Source organism: Legionella sp. PATHC032, from assembly GCF_026191185.1.
Taxonomy (GTDB): domain Bacteria; phylum Pseudomonadota; class Gammaproteobacteria; order Legionellales; family Legionellaceae; genus Legionella.
This window is the reverse complement of sequence record NZ_JAPHOV010000001.1, coordinates 1-18,934: the sequence shown is the minus strand read 5'-3', so window position 1 is coordinate 18,934 and position 18,934 is coordinate 1. Positions and strand designations below refer to the sequence as shown.

Below are 18,934 nucleotides of genomic sequence, written 5' to 3'. Positions count from 1 at the left end.
TATCCTCCACAGAGAGAGTTTCCACAACCAGGTCTCTCCCTTTTTCGGCATTGAAACTAAAATACCTCTTTTTTTTGTTTTCGAAACAATCGGGAAAGATTGTTGGGTGACTCATATAATCGGCTTTTTCCATCTTCAGGTAAATAACCCCATTGAGATTCTTCTGCCAGTACAGCCTTGGCATCTAAATATCCTGACTCCATTCTCTTCTTAATGACCACTCGGCCAAAGTTGTAATCCTTCGAGGCTGCTTTCACTATTCTTGAACTGTAAGCCAAATGTACCAAAGTACAGTGATGAGGGCTGCCAATATCTAATAAATGAGCGCTCTTCTTCTTTTGTTCGTCCGTTAAAATACGGCTTAATTCCATCATTGAATTTCGCATTTTTTGTCTTTGCAAATAATTATAAATAGTGCGTTGAGCATGGGTTCCATATGAAATATCTTTCCTTCTCTCTTCAATTTCACTAATGTTTTTGGGAATAAACGATCGTCCACCAAAACAATCAATTAGAAAACACAAGGTATTTTCTGGTGGAATAGCCTCCAGAATAACTTCTAATGGGGTGTTAGAATGCACACCGCCATCCCAATATAATTCTCCATCGATATTAACTGCAGGAAAGCCAGGAGGTAAAGCGGCGCTTGCCATAATGTGATCCACTTCTATACGATAATTGATATTATTAAAATAGATTAAATGGCCATTGCTGATTTGAACAGCACCAAGACTCAAGCGAATGGGACAAGAATTTAGTAATTCAAAATCAATAAGATCCAGCAATGTTTTGCGAAGAGGGGTTGTATCATAGTAACTCAGAGTCGTTGGATCACCCCACAAAGGAATTGTTCCAGTGCACCATTTTGGAAAAAAAAACTCAGGTTGACCAAATAATAAAGCAAAAGCGGCGCTTAATTTATTATAAAAATCTAAAGTAATATCGGACTCACCTAAAAAATCGAAAAAATTACCCGGCGCAATTTCATCCCAAAATTTTTCGAGTTTTTCAATACGCTTTTCTGGAGGATTTCCTACAATAATCGCTGCCTGTATGGCACCAATAGAAGTTGCTGCAATCCAGTCCGGTTCATATCCAGCTTCAAGAAGTCCTTTAACCACACCAAATTGATAGGCTCCCAAAGATCCGCCGCCTTGCAGTACATAAGCCACTCTAGGGAAACGCCCTTGAGCCTTTGGGGGTAAGTTATCAAAGCGATTGGCATAAGGATTATTACCGTGCGGTTTAGACTCCACTTCCAAACTCATAAAAACTCCTTTTTCACTTTAGTTGGCCATCGCATCCTGGCTGAAATGTTGGGTATACTTACTTCCGTTTAATAACACTGTCCAAAATTAGATTGATGAATACATTGTTATTAAATAACGTGAGTTATGGATAGGACTATATAGGAAGCTGTCGATATCCCGGGTTCGTTCGGGCTGAGGAGATGCGTAAGCATCGTCTCGAAGCCTTGGCACGAAACATTAAATTCCATACAAGGCTTCGAGACGGCATAAATGCCTCCTCAGCCCGAACGTTCAAGATAACGTATCCATAACTCACTTTAAATAAATTTCGCAGAAATCATAAGTGTTTAATCATTCACATTGTACTCATATTCCCTTGAGCAACCAAGATAATATATGAAGATCGGCCTGAATAATTTTAACTATCCAGCTAAAATCAACACAACAAACAACTAAAAATGTCCTGTACGAAAATCATGCATTGCCTGCATAATTTCTTCTTGGGTATTCATTACAAAAGGCCCGTAGCGAACAATAGGTTCATGAAGTTTAGCCGCAGCTATCAATAAACAATGATTTCTATTTTGATTGTTTTTGCCTTCCATTTGTATTCTTTCGCCGTTTGTAAGGCTAGCTAAAGTCCCTGCAGTAACTTGCTGTCCTCCTATATTCACAACACCCTCTATGACAAAAAGAATTGCTTGATAATCATCAGGAATCGTTTGTTGGATAGTTGCATTGGCTGGGAGAATAATATCAAGAAATAAAGGTCGCGTCGCAATTTCAACAATGGGTGAGCTCAAGCCTTGATCAATTGTTCCTGCAATCACTTTGATGGTTGCACCTGATTCCATGACTTCAATAGGTAGTTGATCCGATGATTTTTCCTGATAACGAGGTTCTCGCCATTTTTCTGCAGCAGGCAAATTTAACCACAACTGCAAACCATGCAAGCGACCCGTTGAAGAGGAAGGCATTTCTGAATGAATAATCCCTTTTCCCGCAGTCATCCACTGCACACCACCTGCATTGATTACTCCTTTGTTGCCTTTATTGTCTTCATGGGTAATGGTTCCCTCCAGAAGGTAAGTAATTGTTTCAAATCCGCGATGTGGATGAGGCGGAAATCCGGCAAGATAATCCAATGGATCTGAGCTGTCAAAATAATCAAAAAGCAGTATAGGTTCAAAATGATTGGTTTTATCAGCACCTATATACCGACGTAACTTAACACCTCCACCTTCCCGTATTAATGTTCCCTGGATTAACCGCTCTACTTCTATTGCTTTCATATGAACTACTCATTATTACCATTCTATATAAGATAGTTCAAAATAGTATGGTTTCCTAATGGAATTACTATTATTTAACCTATTGGCAGGTTCGGTTATCAAGGATATGATGAAAATAGACTCTAGGGATAGGAGCGGAACTTATGAACACAACGGAACATACAGAGCTGGGCAATGGTTTGCTCATGGATAAAATCGAAGGCAATCCTTACTTACGAATAGATGAGTTTGGTGTGCTCCATCTGCGACTCCAACGATTCGGTGAAGACAACCTGCCTGAACCAATGGAGTTAGAGATGTCCGCTGGCGAAATTATTGCCATGGCGGGTGATTACTTTACTCAGGCTGATTGGACTATGGATTTGGATCTACCCAAATGCGAGTTCTTTAATTCCCCGACAGAATTGGGAAAACACCTCATTCGCAAGCCTATAGGTCCTAAAGAAGAAAGCGCTTTAATTACAGCGTACAATAACCTGGCTGCTCCTGATGTAACTCGAAAGGAAATTGACCGTATTTATTCAATTAATAATGCTAACTATGTACCCTTTTCGCCTACCTTGAATTTCTATGTTCAACAGCTGATGTATTATTTTCGTGTCAAAGATTACGGGGAAATGCTTGTTCGCAATCAAACCCATTTTACACCTTGGTCTATTCGAGTTTATATCCTGGGTCACGCTATTGCCTTAAGATATGCTCGCTTATCCTATGAATTAAAACAATTAGCTACTGACAAAAACTATCAATCAGATAACCCTGATTTGAGTACTTTAAAAATCTCCTTACAAAATAAAAATGCACCTCTTTCAAGTAATACCCTGCTTGATTTGGCGAATCGCTATCATGCCCAATCTTATTCTATAGAGTTATTTACTTTTCATTACTATTCTGATCATTTTGCTACAGGCCATATGTCCATGATTGGTGATTTACGTGTCGTATTAAAAGAGCGTTTTGGAGTATGGGGCAATATTCTGGCTAATAATCTTCATGATGAGGTAAATCGAGTTGGAGTTTATACAGTAAGGCCCTATGACCCAACCCCTAATACGACAGAAGCCCCTTCTCGAGCTCGTGGGGATGGAAAATTTGATACATGCCTTAATCAATTTAACCGTTTAGCTTGCTTAAATGGTATGACCGCATCACTAAAAGACATCAATCAAGTATTATCTGGAAGTGAAATACCGGAGCAAAAAGATTTTGGCGGTTTGGTGCATATGCCCGATGTTGATTTTAACTCAAGACAACATCAACCACTGCTGGTTTTAAGTAAAGGAAAAGTATATTACCGCAACAATCTCAGTAAAATTGAAATACTTTCTCCTACAGAATATGAGGAGCTCAGACAAAATCCTGAAAAACATGGGTATAGGGAGCTAACCAATAAATGGGCTGCGTTTAAATTAGTTACCAAACTTCGCCTCTTTCCTTATGTTTATGACGGCTCGGTTATGCCTGTTTCTGATGAAAAGCTCGCCGAAATTATCGCAGATGAAAAACGCAGAAACCCGCAACGAGCCCCCATCCCCACACCAACATGCCTTCCGGAAAGCGATCCAACTGTATTCGATTGGCGAACAAAAGCGAGTTGGCGTAATAATAAAGACTCACTGGATATTTTGGATGGGTTAAAGAAACACAGCATTTTGGGAGCAAAACAAGCTCCCTCGACCATTCAAGAGGAAGAAGAGATTCAGTTGAATTTGGGAGTCTGATTGTTTCCTGATAAACTAGTGGCCTATTGTTACTGTTTAAATTTTAGTAACCCATTTAATCTGTCTTAAACTTAGTAAGTTGGACATAAGCAAATACAATCATTTTCTTATGTTCAACTTGGCTAGCAATAATAACCATAGGCAACTTTAATTATTCAAGAGGTGATCATGAAGCGCTTAATACCCATTTTCATATACCTGCTGATTTTAGCAATTACCCCCTTCTCTACTCATGCAGAGGCGCTTTTGAAAGATAACTTTGGACACAATATTCCTTTTTCATCACTTAAAGGGAAATGGGTTTTTATCAACTATTGGGCAAGCTGGTGTGAAACCTGCGTTGATGAAATCCCTGAGTTTAATCGCTTTTACAAAAATCATAAAAAAGATGCAGTAGCCTTATACGCAGTCAATTACGATGCTCTTCCCTTACCAGAGCAAAAATTACTAATTAAGAAATTTAATATTAACTATCCTAATTTGTTAAAGGATCCCGCCCAGGATTTACAATTAGGAGATATCACAGGAGTCCCTGTAACTTTTGTATTTAACCCAAAAGGGCAATTAATTAAAAAATTATACGGAGGACAAACGGCAGAAACATTAGAGAAAATCATCGAAAAGTATAGGACCTCCTAAAAAATAAATAAAAATTATTTTTTAATCAATACATTAAATATTTTCTCGCAACTAATCAAATCTTGAATCGATACTTTCGCCCGCATCCTGATTTGTTTGTTCATGAAAGCAATCGTCGTTTTTGATCAACCGTTATTCTAATTTTCATTAACCAATCGCCGTTTTCATCTACAGACTCTTTAAGTACAGCACCCAATTGGTATAATTGAGCACGTAATTTTGCCTGGCCAGGTTTAATTACAATATTCTCTATTAAAATCGTACCGTGCAATTGAGTTGCTATTGCCTCTTTTAAAAGATCCAGACCTGCTCCTGTTGTTGCTGATAACCACACCTTGCTAGAACCCTCAGCATAATCAACTTTTGGTTGCCAACCTTCCTGCAAATCAATTTTATTAAACACTTGAATTACCGGGATATTACTCACTTCTAGCTCATCTAACACCTTTTGTACTTCAAACACAGTCTCGCGCCAATTTGGGTCAGAAATATCAATAACATGCAGTAAAAGGTCAGCCTGTTGGGTTTCCTCTAAAGTAGCGCGGAATGCTTCTACCAAGTGATGAGGAAGATCTCGAATAAACCCGACTGTATCGGCTAAAATTGCGGCTGATGACCCCGGCAATTCCAATTTGCGCATCGTCGGATCCAGGGTTGCAAACAATTGATCAGCCACATAAATGCTTTCCCCTGTTAAGGCATTAAATAAGGTGGATTTTCCGGCATTAGTGTAACCTACTAAAGAAACAGTAGGCATAGACGCCTTTCGTCTGGCCTGCCTGTTTTGATCGCGGCTGCAGCGTACTTTTTCCAATCGCTTATTGATATACCGAATGCGCTCTCTTAACAAACGCCGATCCGTTTCCAATTGGGTTTCTCCCGGGCCTCTTAAACCAATCCCTCCTTTTTGTCTTTCCAAATGGGTCCATCCACGAATAAGCCTTGTTGATAAATGTTGCAATTGAGCCAACTCAACTTGAAGTTTACCCTCAAAAGTACGGGCTCTCTGAGCAAAAATATCAAGAATTAAACCACTTCTATCAACTACTCGACATCCAAATAATCGTTCGAGATTTCTCTCTTGAGAAGGAGACAGTTCATGATTGACTAACACTAAATCCGCATCGAGTACGTTTACCAAATGGGCTATTTCCTCAGCCTTGCCTTTCCCTACATAATATTTGGCATCAGGAGTAGCACGGGCACCTAATACACAATCCAACACCTCAGCCTTCGCTGAAAGCGCTAATTCTTCAAACTCAGCCAATGCCTTATCTGCATCAACCCCGGGGAGAGCCAACTGCACCAGAACAGCTCGCTCACCGCCTTGTGGACGTTCAAACACTACCCTAATCCCCAAACAAGAAATTGATTAGTCTGCCACAGTTCCCTCTTCCCCACCAGAGCTTTCCTCAGTAGGAACTTTGATCATTCGAGAAGGCACAACTGTTGAAATGGCATGCTTATAAACCATCTGGGTTATAGAGTTTTTAAGCATCACAACATACTGATCAAAAGAATCGATTATCCCATGCAATTTAATACCATTGACCAGGAACACTGAAACAGGTACCTTTTCCTTGCGCAATTCATTTAGGAAAGGGTCTTGTAGTAAATGATTTTTAGACATTGCCTACTCCTTGTTGTTATTGTAATTTTTAAAGGCAAAAACGGGTATCTAACTATTTATTCGACACCCCATAATAAAACTTTAGTATATTTTCATGACAGCGTGGTTTGAATTCGTTAATATAGTCAATCAAAATATTTTTGCACATCTAGAATCAGGCTACTGATGAGTTAATAAGGAGATTTTAATGACGTTTACTTGCGATGAATTAAAAGGATTAGAGCATCCCTATGAAGTACTTGGCAATGGTGACGCACTGGCAGAAAACCGTGAAGAGCTAAACAAATTAACCAATGATGAAAAATTAGTTTTAGCCTGCCGCCTGGTTTTGGAATGCCCCGTTAATGAATTAAAAGATTTTGCACATGCCATTGAAGCAGCAAGAATGCCACAAGATGATAGCGATACCTTTCATTCTGTTTTATTCCAAGCTTATCAAGTAAAAAAAAGAATCATTTCCTTACTCGATCCGCGCAATAAAAACCCTCATTCCATGATATTGGAAAAAGAATTTGATGATGAGCTATTTAATAATTTTAATAAGTTGGCTATCGATGTATTAAATAACAATGAAGTAGCCATTGCATTGAGGCTGGCTGAAACCACTCCTGCTCAAGATCGTTCCCGGGTATCTCAAAATATTAACAATATTTTCCCACAATCTCTGTTTGCCGCTAAAGTTGGCCACGCTTTTGCCGTTCGCAGGGACATAGAACGATTATTGTTAGGTGACAGGCCCGATCAATTCTTCTCAAGCCGTGAATTCACAATCGACTCTTGTATTGAATTTGCAAGTTTATTCAGTGTAATTAAAGATAAAGAATCTTCAATTGCCGGAAAACTTGCACTGAGAACCCCTGCTGAAAATCGCATGGATGTATTAAGGAAAATTAAGGGTTTCTGTGCCGAAGATAGTGAGCTTGCAATAAAAGTCCAATCTGCTTTTGCATTAAGAAGGGATATAGACCGTAACTTATTAGGTGATAATCCAGAGCAATTTTTCAATAGCCGTGATTTTAGCGTTGATTTATGCCTTGAATTTGCAGTTTTATTCCCGGAGTTATTAAAAGGGCATGAGCAAGCTATCGGAGAAAAATTAGCTAAACTGGATGCTAAAGTACGTTCAGATATCAGTAGAAAACTGGAAATGATCAATGGAGCAGCTCACGAGCAATCAAGCCCTTTCAGGATGATAGCCAGTGCTATGGTGCCTAAAGAAGAGCTTTGCCTGATAAAGCCCACACCCATTGCCTTACCATCTACAGAGGAAATTTTACCAAAGCAAGAAACACCAACCAGTTTACGCAACAGAAACGTTTTATTTAAAGAGCAATCAGAAGAACAAAAGAAGAAAAACTCTCAGAGAGAACCCATTGCCTCAGATTCTGAAGAGGAAGAAGAGAAAAGTAATTGCTGGACTAATTTTTGCGGATTATTTGGCAGATAAAGGATCAATATCCTTGCCCTTACTTAGCTAAGGGCAACTTTACACTTTTTTACCCATTCTTTACACATCATGAAGCGACAATTCATGTTAGTATTTTCCCATAAATTCATTCACTTATTGCAATCTGCTCAGGTTAAAGCAATGAATTAGGAATAAAACAGCACTTTAAAATTAATAGGATTCGAACAGAATGCTATTGAACAGGTTTATTTTAGTTTTAAAACAAATAAGCAAGACCCTTACCTCGCAAAAACCTAAGGAAAACAGAGTATGCTGTCTTAAATGAAGAGAAAGTTCTGCTTCTAATCAATAGTCGGAATACTTCAATATCTTCAGAACAGCTGCAGTTATCGATTTTCATTAGCAGTTAATAGCAGCAAAAATGAGCATTGAATTGAAATTAATGCTAGTACAATGAGAGCTTTTTTTGATAACATAGCCATATTTTTAATCTGTATTGATGATTTAATTTAAGCAAGAATAGGCGATTTGAATTCGAGATAAAAAATTACTTAACAGCATTTATTGGGAACTCTAATGAAAGAAAACAAACTAACGGTAGCACTGGTTCAGGAACAATGGTATGAAAATCCTAAAGAGCATCAAGATAGATTGGCTTCCGGAATATTTTCAGCTGCCCAGCAAGGAGCAAAGCTTGTTTGTTTACAAGAACTTACATTAAGCCCTTATTTCTGTACCCGCTATGATGTTGACCCTGCTCCCTATATGGAGGATATTGCCACAGGCCCTACTGCTCAATTTGTTGGTCAAATGGCAAAGGCAAATCAAATTCATATTACCGCGTCACTTTTTGAAAAGGAAGGTTATAATACCGCAGTCGCTTTTAATCCCCAAGGAGAATTGATTGCTGTTACCAGAAAGCAACATATCCCTAGCGGTGAAAAATATCATGAAAACTTTTACTTCAAACCAGGCGATTCCAATTACCCCGTCCATAGCATTGCTGATCACCGTTTGGGATTACCGACATGCTATGACCAATGGTTCCCGGAATTATCAAGGATTTATGGATTGAAGGGAGCTGAAATTTTGGTTTATCCCACGGCTATTGGAGGGGAACCGACAGCACCAGGATTTGATAGCCAACCCATGTGGCAAAAAGTTATGGTAGCACAGGGAATTATGAGTAACACTTTCATTATTGCTGTCAACCGGATTGGCTGCGAAGATGGTTTAACTTTTTACGGAAGCAGCTTTATCAGTAACCCTATGGGTGAAGTTTTAATTCAGGCACCGCGCAATGAACCCGCTGTATTGGTTGCAGAACTGGATTTCAGTCAACGCGAATTGTGGGGACGATTATTCCCATTTCCCCAACAACGGGAGCCCGAGACTTATCATGAATTAGTTAAATCCCGTTAATCCTCTTTGGAATGTTAGAATGAACAATAATACCCTATCAGATGGAAATCTTTATAACATAGAAAATTGGGGTGAAGGATATTTCCGAATTAACTCCAAGGGAAATATTGAGATTAGTAAAAAACCAGGTAAACAAGGTGTTGAACTGCAAACTATAGTTGACGCAGCTGACCGTGCGGGATTGCATTTGCCTTTATTGATCCGTTGTAGTGATATTCTGCATGATAGAGTCCATAGAATTTATCAGGCGTTCACCCAGGCTCGAGAAGATACCTATTATGCCGGTAATTATCAACTGGTTTATCCGATTAAAGTTAACCAGGAACAAAGTGTGGTGCGGGAATTGTTAAAATCGCCTGATAATCGGATAGGTCTTGAAGCAGGCAGCAAACCTGAATTGATGGCGGTTATAGGTATGCTGGGTGATCATCAAAGTACCATCGTTTGTAACGGCTATAAAGATACAAGCTACATTCGTACAGCGCTAATTGCTCAACAAATGGGTCATAAGGTTTTTATTGTTATTGAAAAAAAATCCGAATTGGACATTATTTTAAAGGAATCTGCGCGCCTTCAAGTAAAACCGACATTAGGCGTACGAATTCGGCTAGTCAGCAAGAGTGCTGGCAAGTGGGAAAATACAGGTGGGGTTAAGTCAAAATTTGGATTGAATGCCAAACAGGTACTTGAACTGATTTTACAATTAAAAGCCAATGATATGCTGGATTGTCTACAGTTAATGCACTGCCATTTAGGCTCTCAAATTGCCAACATCCATGACATACGCCATTGCATGCAGGAAGTAGCGAGATACTATATTGAGTTACGTCAGCTCAATGCTCCAATAAGCACAATTGATGTTGGTGGAGGTCTGAGTGTGGATTATGAGGGAACTCGATCTAATAAAGGATGCTCAATGAACTACAGTCTTGTTGAGTATGCTACGCACATCATGTTAGCTTTAAAACACTTATGTCAGGAAGCTGAGATACCAGAACCTGATCTTATCTCCGAATCAGGACGAGCATTAACAGCTCATCATGCTGTATTAATTTCCAATATTACGGATATAGAAATCATCAATAAGGCGCCTGTCCTTCCTGAAATATCGGAGGATGACTCACATGTCATTCGCGATATTTACGATACTTACCAAGCAATAACAGACAGCTCACCTACTGAAATATATAATTATGCAGCACATTCGCTTAATGAAGCACACTCCCTTTTTAAACATGGGGTAATCAGTCTGCAGGAAAAAGCCAAAGTGGAAGCTTTTTACACAAACATTTGTATGGAGATAAAAGATAAACTGGATGAAGAAAATCCAAGTGAAAAAGCTTTACTGATGCGAATCAATGAATGCATGGCTGCCAAGATATTTTGTAATATTTCTTTTTTCCAATCTATTCCTGATGCATGGGCCATTGGCCAGATTTTCCCGGTAGCCCCTATCTCTCAGCTTGATAGAACGCTTAGCATGCATAGCATTCTGCAAGATTTAACCTGCGATTCAGATGGTACAATTAAACAATATCCTGGTAGTTCCTGTGTTACAACCACATTGATGCTCCCTTCTTATGATGTCAACAACCCTTATAATATGGGATTTTTCCTGGTTGGCGCCTATCAGGAAATATTAGGTAATCTTCATAACTTGTTTGGAGATACCAATTCTTTGGATGTAAAACTTTCTGATGATGGGCATTTTGAGCTGGATGATTTAGTCAGTGGTGACACTGTCACAAACGTGTTGAATTTAGCCCATTTCGATACCAAGAAATTAATTCAATCTTATGAAAAGCAATTAATAAAATCTGAACTTCCTAAGGAAAAGGCTCTCTCTTACCTAAATGAATTAAGAAGTATTTTTTCTCAATTAACTTACCTTGATGGAAATATAGCACAGTGATTATGAATACAACTCCGAAACAAAATGGTTTTTATATGCCTGCTGAATGGTATCCTCATGAGCGATGCTGGATGGCATGGCCTTGTCATCAAAACACTTGGTCTAAAATCGGATTAGATAAAGCAAAAATTGCCTATGCTCGGGTTGCAAATGCTATTTCTCAATTTGAGCCTGTCACTTTATTAGTCAATCCAGGTGATGAAGATTCAGCTAAAAAATTATGCAATGGCCCTAATATTGAAATTATCTCTTTACCAATTAACGACTCATGGACCCGTGATACGGGTGCTACTTTTTTAATTAATGAAGCAAAACAACTTGCTGGAATAGATTGGATACATAATGCCTGGGGTGGTAATTACGCTGACTGCGCTTTAGATAATTTAATAGCTTCTCAATTAATAAAATACACTGGTGCTCAATACTTCTATGCACAGTTGGTTATGGAAGGAGGATCCTTTCATGTCGATGGTGAGGGGACAATATTAACAAGCAAAGAATGTTTATTAAATACCAATAGAAACCCTCATTTAACTCAGCAGGAAATCGAGCAATACCTTTTGAATTACCTGGGAGCCGAGCACATTATTTGGCTGAATATGGGATTGATAGGCGATGAAACAGATGGTCATGTTGATGAAATAGCTACATTTATTGCTCCTGGAAAGGTATTATGCCTTATTACCAATGATAAAGAAGATCCTAATTATCATCGTCTGCAAGAGAACTTTGAAATTCTTAAATCATCTAAGGATTCTAGAGGGAGAACACTTGAGGTGTATACTGTTGAACAACCTCCTCCAACTTACCTTGATGGGGAAAGGCTCACTCTCTCGTACATAAATTTTTACATGGCTAATCAAGGTATTGTGATGCCTGCTTTTGGATATGAGTCTTTTGACAGATTGGCTTATCAGCTATTTCTACAGATATTTCCAGGATATAAAATTACACAAATTGATGCGCTCGATGTATTTTCTGGTGGCGGCGGTATACACTGTATTACTCAACAGCAACCTAAATCCATTGGCATTGCAGGATAGTGCTGCTTTCAATGAGGAAGATAATACCACTTCTGAATTGAGAAATTTCTTACATATCACTGCTCATTATACTCAATGACATAAATCACCAATTGGTTATACTTAAAGCATACAGGGATGACAAGGATATGTCTGACAGGAAGTCAACTAAGGGACCAGTACAAAGGATGTACTTCGCTGCAAGGACGCAGCACTTATTATTCGATTGGGTAGTTTACCTCTTCTAATTTTTCTTTAAAGCAATCAAGAAGCCATGTTATTGAGATTCATAATCTTCATAGGAAAATAAGTTAAATTATTGCGTGAATATGCTGTGAGTTAGAGGACAGTTGCCATTAGTGGGGCAACCTTCACTCCAACCATCAAGAATATTTGTTTAAATATCAATGTTTTCAGCGTCTAAGGCATTCGTTTCAATAAAATCTCTTCTTGGCTCTACATTGTCACCCATTAAAGTGGTAAAGATTTCATCTGCAGCCACTGCATCTTCAATGCTCACTTGTAGCATCCGTCTAACCTCGGGATCCATAGTGGTTTCCCATAGCTGCTCAGGGTTCATTTCTCCAAGACCTTTGTAGCGTTGAATTGTTTGTCCTTTTTTTGCTTCATCCATTAGCCAATTAAGTACTTGTTCAAAATTTTCCACTGGCAAAGCTTTATCCCCACGTTGAATATATGCACCTTCCTCTATTAAATTCGACAATTTATGTCCTAAATCAACCATCTCTTTGTAATCTTTAGAGAAGAAAAATTCAACCTGCATTGGAATATCATTTTCCAGGCCATGCTGATACACGGTAATTTTTGGGGTGAATTGATTGCCCTCTGTCAGTTTTTGGATATCTACTTTGTATTGTTCTGTTTTGCTATCTACTTGTTGTAAGCTTAAGTGTAATTGTCTACACCAATTTTCAATTTTTGGCTGATTGTTAAAATCTTCTTGATGGAGCATCGGCATATAAGCTACTCGCTTGAGTATATCGCTGGGGTATCTTCTCTTGTACCGCTTTATAATCTTCTCAACTCTCCTGAAGTGCTGAACCAATTCTTCCAGCGATTTGGCTGATATGGGCGGAGCCTCTTTAGCAGGATAAAATGTCGCTCCATCCAGAGCGCACTGAGTCAAATAATCAAACAAAGCTTCGTCGTCTTTAACATATTGCTCCTGCTTTCCACGCTTTACCTTGTACAAAGGTGGTTGTGCTATATAAATATATCCTCTCTCTAATAACTCTCTGGTTTGTCTATAGAAAAAGGTCAGAAGTAATGTTCTTATGTGAGATCCATCCACATCAGCATCTGTCATAATGATGATTCTATGGTAACGTACTTTGTCTGGATCATATTCATCAGGACCAATTCCACAGCCTAGAGCAGTAATCAAAGTGGCTACTTCTTGAGAGGAAAGCATCTTATCAAACCGGGCTTTTTCAACATTAAGAATCTTACCTTTGAGTGGTAAAATGGCTTGAAATTTCCTGTCTCGCGCTTGTTTTGCTGATCCTCCTGCGGAATCACCCTCAACCAAATACAACTCAGAAAGTGATGGGTCTTTTTCTTGGCAATCAGCTAATTTACCTGGTAATCCGGCAATATCCAAAGCACCTTTACGTCGAGTCATTTCCCGGGCACGCCGCGCTGCCTCCCTAGCTCTGGCTGCATCAATAATTTTTGCTACGATGGCTTTCGCTGCAGTGGGATTTTCTAAAAGGAAATCGTTAAATTTTTCTGCAACACAAGATTCTACTGCTGGTTTAACTTCAGATGAAACCAGTTTATCTTTCGTTTGCGATGAAAATTTGGGATCAGGTACTTTTACTGAAAGAACAGCTGTTAATCCTTCACGAGCATCATCTCCTGTTGGAGAGACTTTTGCTTTTTTAGCATACCCTTCGTTTTCTATGTAATTATTCAAGGTGCGAGTTAATGCTGCTCTAAAGCCAGCCATATGTGTTCCACCATCCCTTTGCGGTATGTTGTTAGTAAAGCAAAATATGGTTTCTTGATAACCATCATTCCACTGCATTGCCAGTTCAATGACGATGCCATCTTTTTCCGATGTCATTGAGAAAACAACTGGATGAACTGGTGTTTTATTTTTATTCAGGTGCTCCACAAAAGCCTTGATACCGCCTTCATAGTGAAATGTGTCTTTTTTTTGTGTTCTTTCATCAAATAAATGAATACATACACCTGAATTTAGATAAGACAATTCCCGTAATCTTTTGGCTAGAATATCGTAATGGAACTCAATATTAGAAAAGGTTTCAGCGCTTGGTTTAAACCATATTTGCGTACCAGTAGAGTTAGCTTCCCCAGTTTCAGCAATAGGAGATTCAGGAACACCGTGCCTGTAGTGCTGTTCATACACCTTTCCATGCCTACGCACTAGCAAATGCAGCTCTTCTGAAAGGGCATTCACCACAGACACCCCTACTCCATGTAGACCACCAGATACCTTGTAAGAGTTATCATCAAATTTACCTCCGGCATGCAGGACTGTCATAATGACTTCGGCAGCTGATTTTCCTTCTTCCTTATGAATATCGACTGGAATACCACGACCATCATCCTTAACTGTAATTGACTCATCGCTATGGATAGTAACAAAAATTTCCTTGCAATATCCTGCCAGGGATTCATCTATTGAATTATCTACAACCTCAAAAACCATATGATGCAACCCAGTTCCATCATCTGTATCCCCAATGTACATGCCTGGTCGTTTTCTTACCGCGTCTAAACCTTTTAGGACTTTAATATTATTTGAATCATAACTGGCGTCTACGCTCATCAGCTGCCCTCTTGCCGTATTATGGTATTAAAATGAATGTATTATATCATCTTTTATATTTGGTTTATATCTTAAGTAGAGAACTTTACGTTTGAGTATTCTGAATTAGTCGTGTTGATTTTTATGGATATCGGTTTGTCTATTTGATTCCCATACCAGCACATTTGAACAGCAATTTTTAGATCATCATATGTTTATCTCTAGAATTTCATGCAATATTAAGATGTTATTATTCAATAGCGATAACTTTGCATTCAATTAATTCCTGTTCCACGTGAAACATTCCATACTATAGCATTTTAATTGCGCCGCAGTTCACTTCAAGCAAACCCGTGTTAATTGGGAGGATATCGCAATTGTTACCTTTAATTAAATTTGTTATGACAAACTGACCGCGTTGCTGCGTCAGATACTTAATTAAATTTCTCTGGTGATAGTCATCTAGCTCAGCAGCCAAATCATCAATAAGGTACAAACAATCCTTGTCCAGTAATTGACCTTGAGCCAATTTAAGCGAGATTAGAATTATTTTTTGTTGTCCACGAGAGAGTGTATACTTTACTCTATACTGTTCAATACTTATTATCAAATCAGCTTGATGCGGTCCAAATTGTGTATATAGTTTATTCCTATCACTTTCAAATGATTTGTGAAGTATTTCATTCAAACTTTGCCCTGTATTCCTTCTATCCCAGCCTTTATAATACTGTATTGTACAGGATATGTTGGTTAACTCACTTAACACTTGATTAAATTTAGGTTGCCATTGCAAAAAGTAATCATTCCGAAATTTATCCAGTTGATTTGCCAATTGACCTAGCTGTTGATCCCAAGGAATAAAATGTTCGTAAGTGGCTCTGGACTTTAATAGGGCGTTTCTTTGGCTAAGAATGCGTTTATATTCCTTCCAGATTTTTAAATAATCATGTTTCACGTGAAACAATCCCCAATCAAGCAAACTTCTTCTTACCGAGGGACCTGCATCAATAATTTCAAAAATATCTGAGTAAATAACTTGGCAAGGAAGCGCATAGGCCAGCTGACTTGTAGTACAACAAAACTGATTATTCAATTTAATTTGTGTGCCATTAGCAATAGATTTCTGAACGCTAATAGTGCTTTCATCGTAAGCCCGGGCAAAAACATTAAGCTGGTTTTGTCCATAAGAAATAATAGGCGCTACTTCACGAGACCGGAAAGAGTGCCCGCAGCTCAACATGTAAAGAGCTTCTAATAGCGAGGTTTTACCACTGCCATTAGGTCCTGTAATACAATTAAAACTTGGGTTTAGGATTAAATTAGTCGAAGCGATATTGCGAAAATTATGAATTCTTACTTCAGATAAAATCATATTTTCATAGGCATAATGATGTATTGATAATTATCATTGGCCAATGACTCAATTAAAATACTGCTTTCAGTATTAGACATTGATAACCTGATTTGTCCTTCAGAAAAGTGAGTTAAAACATCCAGCAAATAGGTTGCATTAAGTCCGATTTTGAGTTCATCGCCTTGTGTTTCGGCACTCAATGTTTCAATTGCTTCTTCTTGCTCATTATTATTAGCGATTAAAGTGAGCTGACCTTGTTGTAAATGCAACAAAACAGCCTTTGACTTCTCATGAGCTAAAATGACAATACGAGATAATGCACGCTTGAGTGTGGCACAATCAATAATAATATGTTTATCCTGCTCTCTTGGTATAGCTTTAGCATAAGGAGGAAAGCGTGCTTCGATTAATTTAGACAGAAATACAAATTGATTACTAATCAGTTTAATATGAGACTTCCCTGCTGCCAATAGGACTTGTTCGTCATTAATACAGTTCAATAATCTTAATAATTCCTGCACTCCCTTTTTGGGTATAAGCAACTTTGCTTGCGCAACATTATTACAAGAATATCTCGATATCGCCATTCTGTGTCCATCAGTAGCAACTGCTGAAATAAGATTACTGTCAAACTCTAGCAATAATCCATTCAAAAATATACGAACATCCTGCTGAGACATAGCAAAATGAGTAGATTGCAACAGCTGCAATAAGACTAAACGTGGGATAGTCAACTCAACATCATTACATTCATCTTCACTACTGGGATAATTTTCAGCAGGTAAAGTAGCCAGTTTAAATGTACTTCGGTTTTGTTTTATCGTCACTAAAGCTTTATCAAAAACAATAGATGGAGTAGCGTTTTCATCCAATGACCGGATAATATCAATGAATTTCTTAGCTGGTACTGTAATAGAACCATTAGTCTGCTTGGAGTCACATGCCACTTGTGCGGACATTTCAATTTCCAAATCTGTAGCAGTAATAAATAATAGTCCATCTGATAGTTTCAATAAAAAATGGGATAAAATAGCCAAAGACTGCTTCTTATCAACAGCTCCGGAAACAGTAAGCAATGGAGTAAGCAGATCTTCTTTTTTAATGGTTAGCTCAAACAAGATAGACTCCGTATCAAGAAGATAATATTCGCATTAAATTTTTGTAATCTTCAGCAAAATCGCTATCATCCTGGATTAACTCTTTAACCTTCCGACAAGCATGTATGACTGTCGTATGATCTTTACCTCCAAAATGATCACCAATTTCAGGTAAACTATGGTTGGTCAATTCCTTGCTCAAGGCCATTGCCATTTGCCTTGGTCTTGCAATAGAGCGACTTCTGCGTTTGGAAAGTAAATCAGCGACCTTAACTTTATAATATTCAGCTACTGTTTTTTGGATATTTTCTATAGTAACTAACTTATCTTGCAAAGCTAGAAGATCACGCAATGCTTCATGTACAAATTCAATAGTTATAGGTTTTCCAGTAAAGTGAGCATTGGCTATAACTCGACGCAAGGCACCTTCGAGTTCTCTGACATTTGAACGAATGCGTTTGGCTATAAAAAAGGCTACCTCATAGGGCAATTCAATATTTGACTGCTCTGCTTTACTAATTAATATTGCTACACGCGTTTCTAACTCCGGAGGTTCCACTGCTACAGTCAACCCCCATCCAAATCGAGATTTTAAACGCTCCTCCATCCCTTCTATTTCTTTAGGATATCGATCACTGGTCAATATAATTTGCTGTTGACCTTCCAGTAAAGCGTTAAAAGTATGAAAAAACTCCTCTTGTGATCTGTCTTTTCCAGCAAAAAACTGAATATCATCAATAAGTAAAGCATTTAAAGAACGATAAAAACGTTTAAATTCATTAATAGAATTTGTTTGTAATGCTTTAACCATATCAGCAACAAAACGTTCTGAATGCAAATACAATACTTTAGCCTCAGGATTATTCTTTAAAATACTATTGCCAATAGCATGCATTAGATGTGTTTTACCTAAGCCTACCCCTCCATAAATAAATAAAGGATTATAAGCATCCCCGGGACGCTCAGCTACCTGCATAGATGCAGCTCTAGCCAGTTGGTTTGAATTACCTTCGACAAAGCTATCAAAAACAAATTTTTTATTTAAGTGACTGCTTTTATAGTCAACTGCTTTTTTAGGAGCGGATTTTAGTGGTGCTGTATTAGATGAAGCAACAATTGTATCAGCAGGTGTCTCAACGACTTCTACAGGTTTACTACCTACTTCAATAGAAATAGCTTTGATATCATCACCGGAGAACTGTTTAATCAACTCTTCAATACGAGAAAAAAAATGTTTTCTAACCCAATCAACAACGAAACGATTAGGTGCTAATAAGATTAAACGTTGCTCGTCTATGTAAGCTTGTAAAGGGCGCAACCAGGTATTAAATTGCTGAGCAGAAAATTCATCTTGCAACAAACCTAAACATTTTTGCCAAGCAGTAGTTGACAC

At 38.2% G+C, this 18,934-nt stretch carries 14 protein-coding genes; 6 read left to right on the top strand and 8 right to left on the bottom strand.

Annotated elements, in window-relative coordinates:
* Positions 1-56 precede the first annotated feature (56 nt).
* Together OQJ02_RS00070 and OQJ02_RS00065 are read right to left on the bottom strand one after the other, a co-directional pair.
* Entirely contained in the window at positions 57-1,268 is a 1,212-nt protein-coding gene (locus tag OQJ02_RS00070) for a patatin-like phospholipase family protein (protein ID WP_265717318.1), read from the bottom strand.
* 434 nt (positions 1,269-1,702) lie between these two features.
* Entirely contained in the window at positions 1,703-2,542 is an 840-nt protein-coding gene (locus OQJ02_RS00065) for a pirin family protein (protein WP_265717317.1), read from the bottom strand.
* A 143-nt stretch (positions 2,543-2,685) separates the two neighbouring features.
* Between OQJ02_RS00065 and cegC1 the strand changes: the two genes are divergently transcribed.
* Both cegC1 and OQJ02_RS00055 read left to right on the top strand, forming a co-directional pair.
* The gene (gene cegC1, locus OQJ02_RS00060; RefSeq protein WP_265717316.1) at positions 2,686-4,263 is read left to right on the top strand and encodes a Dot/Icm T4SS effector CegC1; all 1,578 of its coding nucleotides are present in this window, start codon (positions 2,686-2,688) and stop codon (positions 4,261-4,263) included.
* A 168-nt stretch (positions 4,264-4,431) separates the two neighbouring features.
* Complete coding sequence (locus OQJ02_RS00055) at positions 4,432-4,902, top strand: TlpA disulfide reductase family protein (protein ID WP_265717315.1); 471 nt, start codon at positions 4,432-4,434, stop codon at positions 4,900-4,902.
* Positions 4,903-5,002: 100 nt separating this feature from the next.
* Here the strand turns inward: OQJ02_RS00055 and hflX are convergent, their stop codons facing one another.
* Both hflX and hfq read right to left on the bottom strand, forming a co-directional pair.
* On the bottom strand, positions 5,003-6,247 hold the full coding sequence (hflX, locus tag OQJ02_RS00050) for a ribosome rescue GTPase HflX (protein WP_265717314.1): 1,245 nt from the start codon (positions 6,245-6,247) through the stop codon (positions 5,003-5,005).
* Between the two features lie 27 nt (positions 6,248-6,274).
* A complete protein-coding gene (gene hfq / locus OQJ02_RS00045) occupies positions 6,275-6,532 on the bottom strand; it encodes an RNA chaperone Hfq (protein ID WP_265717313.1) in 258 nt (85 codons plus the stop codon).
* A 187-nt stretch (positions 6,533-6,719) separates the two neighbouring features.
* Here hfq and OQJ02_RS00040 point away from each other — a divergent pair, with 187 nt between their 5' ends.
* The 4 genes from OQJ02_RS00040 (at position 6,720) to OQJ02_RS00025 (ending at position 12,317) form a co-directional block, all read left to right on the top strand.
* Complete coding sequence (locus tag OQJ02_RS00040) at positions 6,720-7,979, top strand: lpg0008 family Dot/Icm T4SS effector (protein ID WP_265717312.1); 1,260 nt, start codon at positions 6,720-6,722, stop codon at positions 7,977-7,979.
* A 537-nt stretch (positions 7,980-8,516) separates the two neighbouring features.
* Positions 8,517-9,362: a carbon-nitrogen hydrolase gene (locus OQJ02_RS00035; RefSeq protein ID WP_265717311.1), complete on the top strand. Its 846-nt coding sequence runs from the start codon at positions 8,517-8,519 to the stop codon at positions 9,360-9,362.
* Positions 9,363-9,381: 19 nt separating this feature from the next.
* Positions 9,382-11,274 carry a biosynthetic arginine decarboxylase gene (gene speA / locus OQJ02_RS00030; RefSeq protein WP_265717310.1) on the top strand — a complete coding sequence of 631 codons (1,893 nt, stop codon included), beginning with the start codon at positions 9,382-9,384 and terminating at the stop codon, positions 11,272-11,274.
* A 2-nt stretch (positions 11,275-11,276) separates the two neighbouring features.
* Entirely contained in the window at positions 11,277-12,317 is a 1,041-nt protein-coding gene (locus OQJ02_RS00025) for an agmatine deiminase family protein (protein ID WP_265717309.1), read from the top strand.
* 376 nt (positions 12,318-12,693) lie between these two features.
* On the opposite strand, the gene gyrB is transcribed toward OQJ02_RS00025, so the two are convergent.
* The 4 genes from gyrB to dnaA all read right to left on the bottom strand — a co-directional run bounded on the left by gyrB (position 12,694) and on the right by dnaA (position 18,934).
* On the bottom strand, positions 12,694-15,111 hold the full coding sequence (gene gyrB / locus OQJ02_RS00020; RefSeq protein ID WP_265717308.1) for a DNA topoisomerase (ATP-hydrolyzing) subunit B: 2,418 nt from the start codon (positions 15,109-15,111) through the stop codon (positions 12,694-12,696).
* A 289-nt stretch (positions 15,112-15,400) separates the two neighbouring features.
* Positions 15,401-16,462: a DNA replication/repair protein RecF gene (gene recF / locus OQJ02_RS00015; RefSeq protein ID WP_265717307.1), complete on the bottom strand. Its 1,062-nt coding sequence runs from the start codon at positions 16,460-16,462 to the stop codon at positions 15,401-15,403.
* Positions 16,459-17,562, bottom strand: a complete 1,104-nt coding sequence (gene dnaN / locus OQJ02_RS00010; protein WP_265717306.1) for a DNA polymerase III subunit beta — start codon at positions 17,560-17,562, stop codon at positions 16,459-16,461. Before dnaN ends, recF begins: the two co-directional genes overlap by 4 nt.
* A gap of 13 nt (positions 17,563-17,575) precedes the next feature.
* Positions 17,576-18,934 carry a chromosomal replication initiator protein DnaA gene (gene dnaA / locus OQJ02_RS00005; protein WP_416209879.1) on the bottom strand — a complete coding sequence of 453 codons (1,359 nt, stop codon included), beginning with the start codon at positions 18,932-18,934 and terminating at the stop codon, positions 17,576-17,578.

Bases quoted from the DNA above. Each gene is read 5' to 3' on its own strand.
- OQJ02_RS00035 (WP_265717311.1), top strand. From the start codon at position 8,517: ATGAAAGAAAACAAACTAACGGTAGCACTGGTTCAGGAACAATGGTAT.
- OQJ02_RS00025 (WP_265717309.1), top strand. From the start codon at position 11,277: ATGAATACAACTCCGAAACAAAATGGTTTTTATATGCCTGCTGAATGG.
- cegC1 (WP_265717316.1), top strand. From the start codon at position 2,686: ATGAACACAACGGAACATACAGAGCTGGGCAATGGTTTGCTCATGGAT.
- hfq (WP_265717313.1), bottom strand. From the start codon at position 6,532: ATGTCTAAAAATCATTTACTACAAGACCCTTTCCTAAATGAATTGCGC.
- OQJ02_RS00055 (WP_265717315.1), top strand. From the start codon at position 4,432: ATGAAGCGCTTAATACCCATTTTCATATACCTGCTGATTTTAGCAATT.
- OQJ02_RS00065 (WP_265717317.1), bottom strand. From the start codon at position 2,542: ATGAAAGCAATAGAAGTAGAGCGGTTAATCCAGGGAACATTAATACGG.
- speA (WP_265717310.1), top strand. From the start codon at position 9,382: ATGAACAATAATACCCTATCAGATGGAAATCTTTATAACATAGAAAAT.
- recF (WP_265717307.1), bottom strand. From the start codon at position 16,462: ATGATTTTATCTGAAGTAAGAATTCATAATTTTCGCAATATCGCTTCG.
- OQJ02_RS00070 (WP_265717318.1), bottom strand. From the start codon at position 1,268: ATGAGTTTGGAAGTGGAGTCTAAACCGCACGGTAATAATCCTTATGCC.
- gyrB (WP_265717308.1), bottom strand. From the start codon at position 15,111: ATGAGCGTAGACGCCAGTTATGATTCAAATAATATTAAAGTCCTAAAA.
- OQJ02_RS00040 (WP_265717312.1), top strand. From the start codon at position 6,720: ATGACGTTTACTTGCGATGAATTAAAAGGATTAGAGCATCCCTATGAA.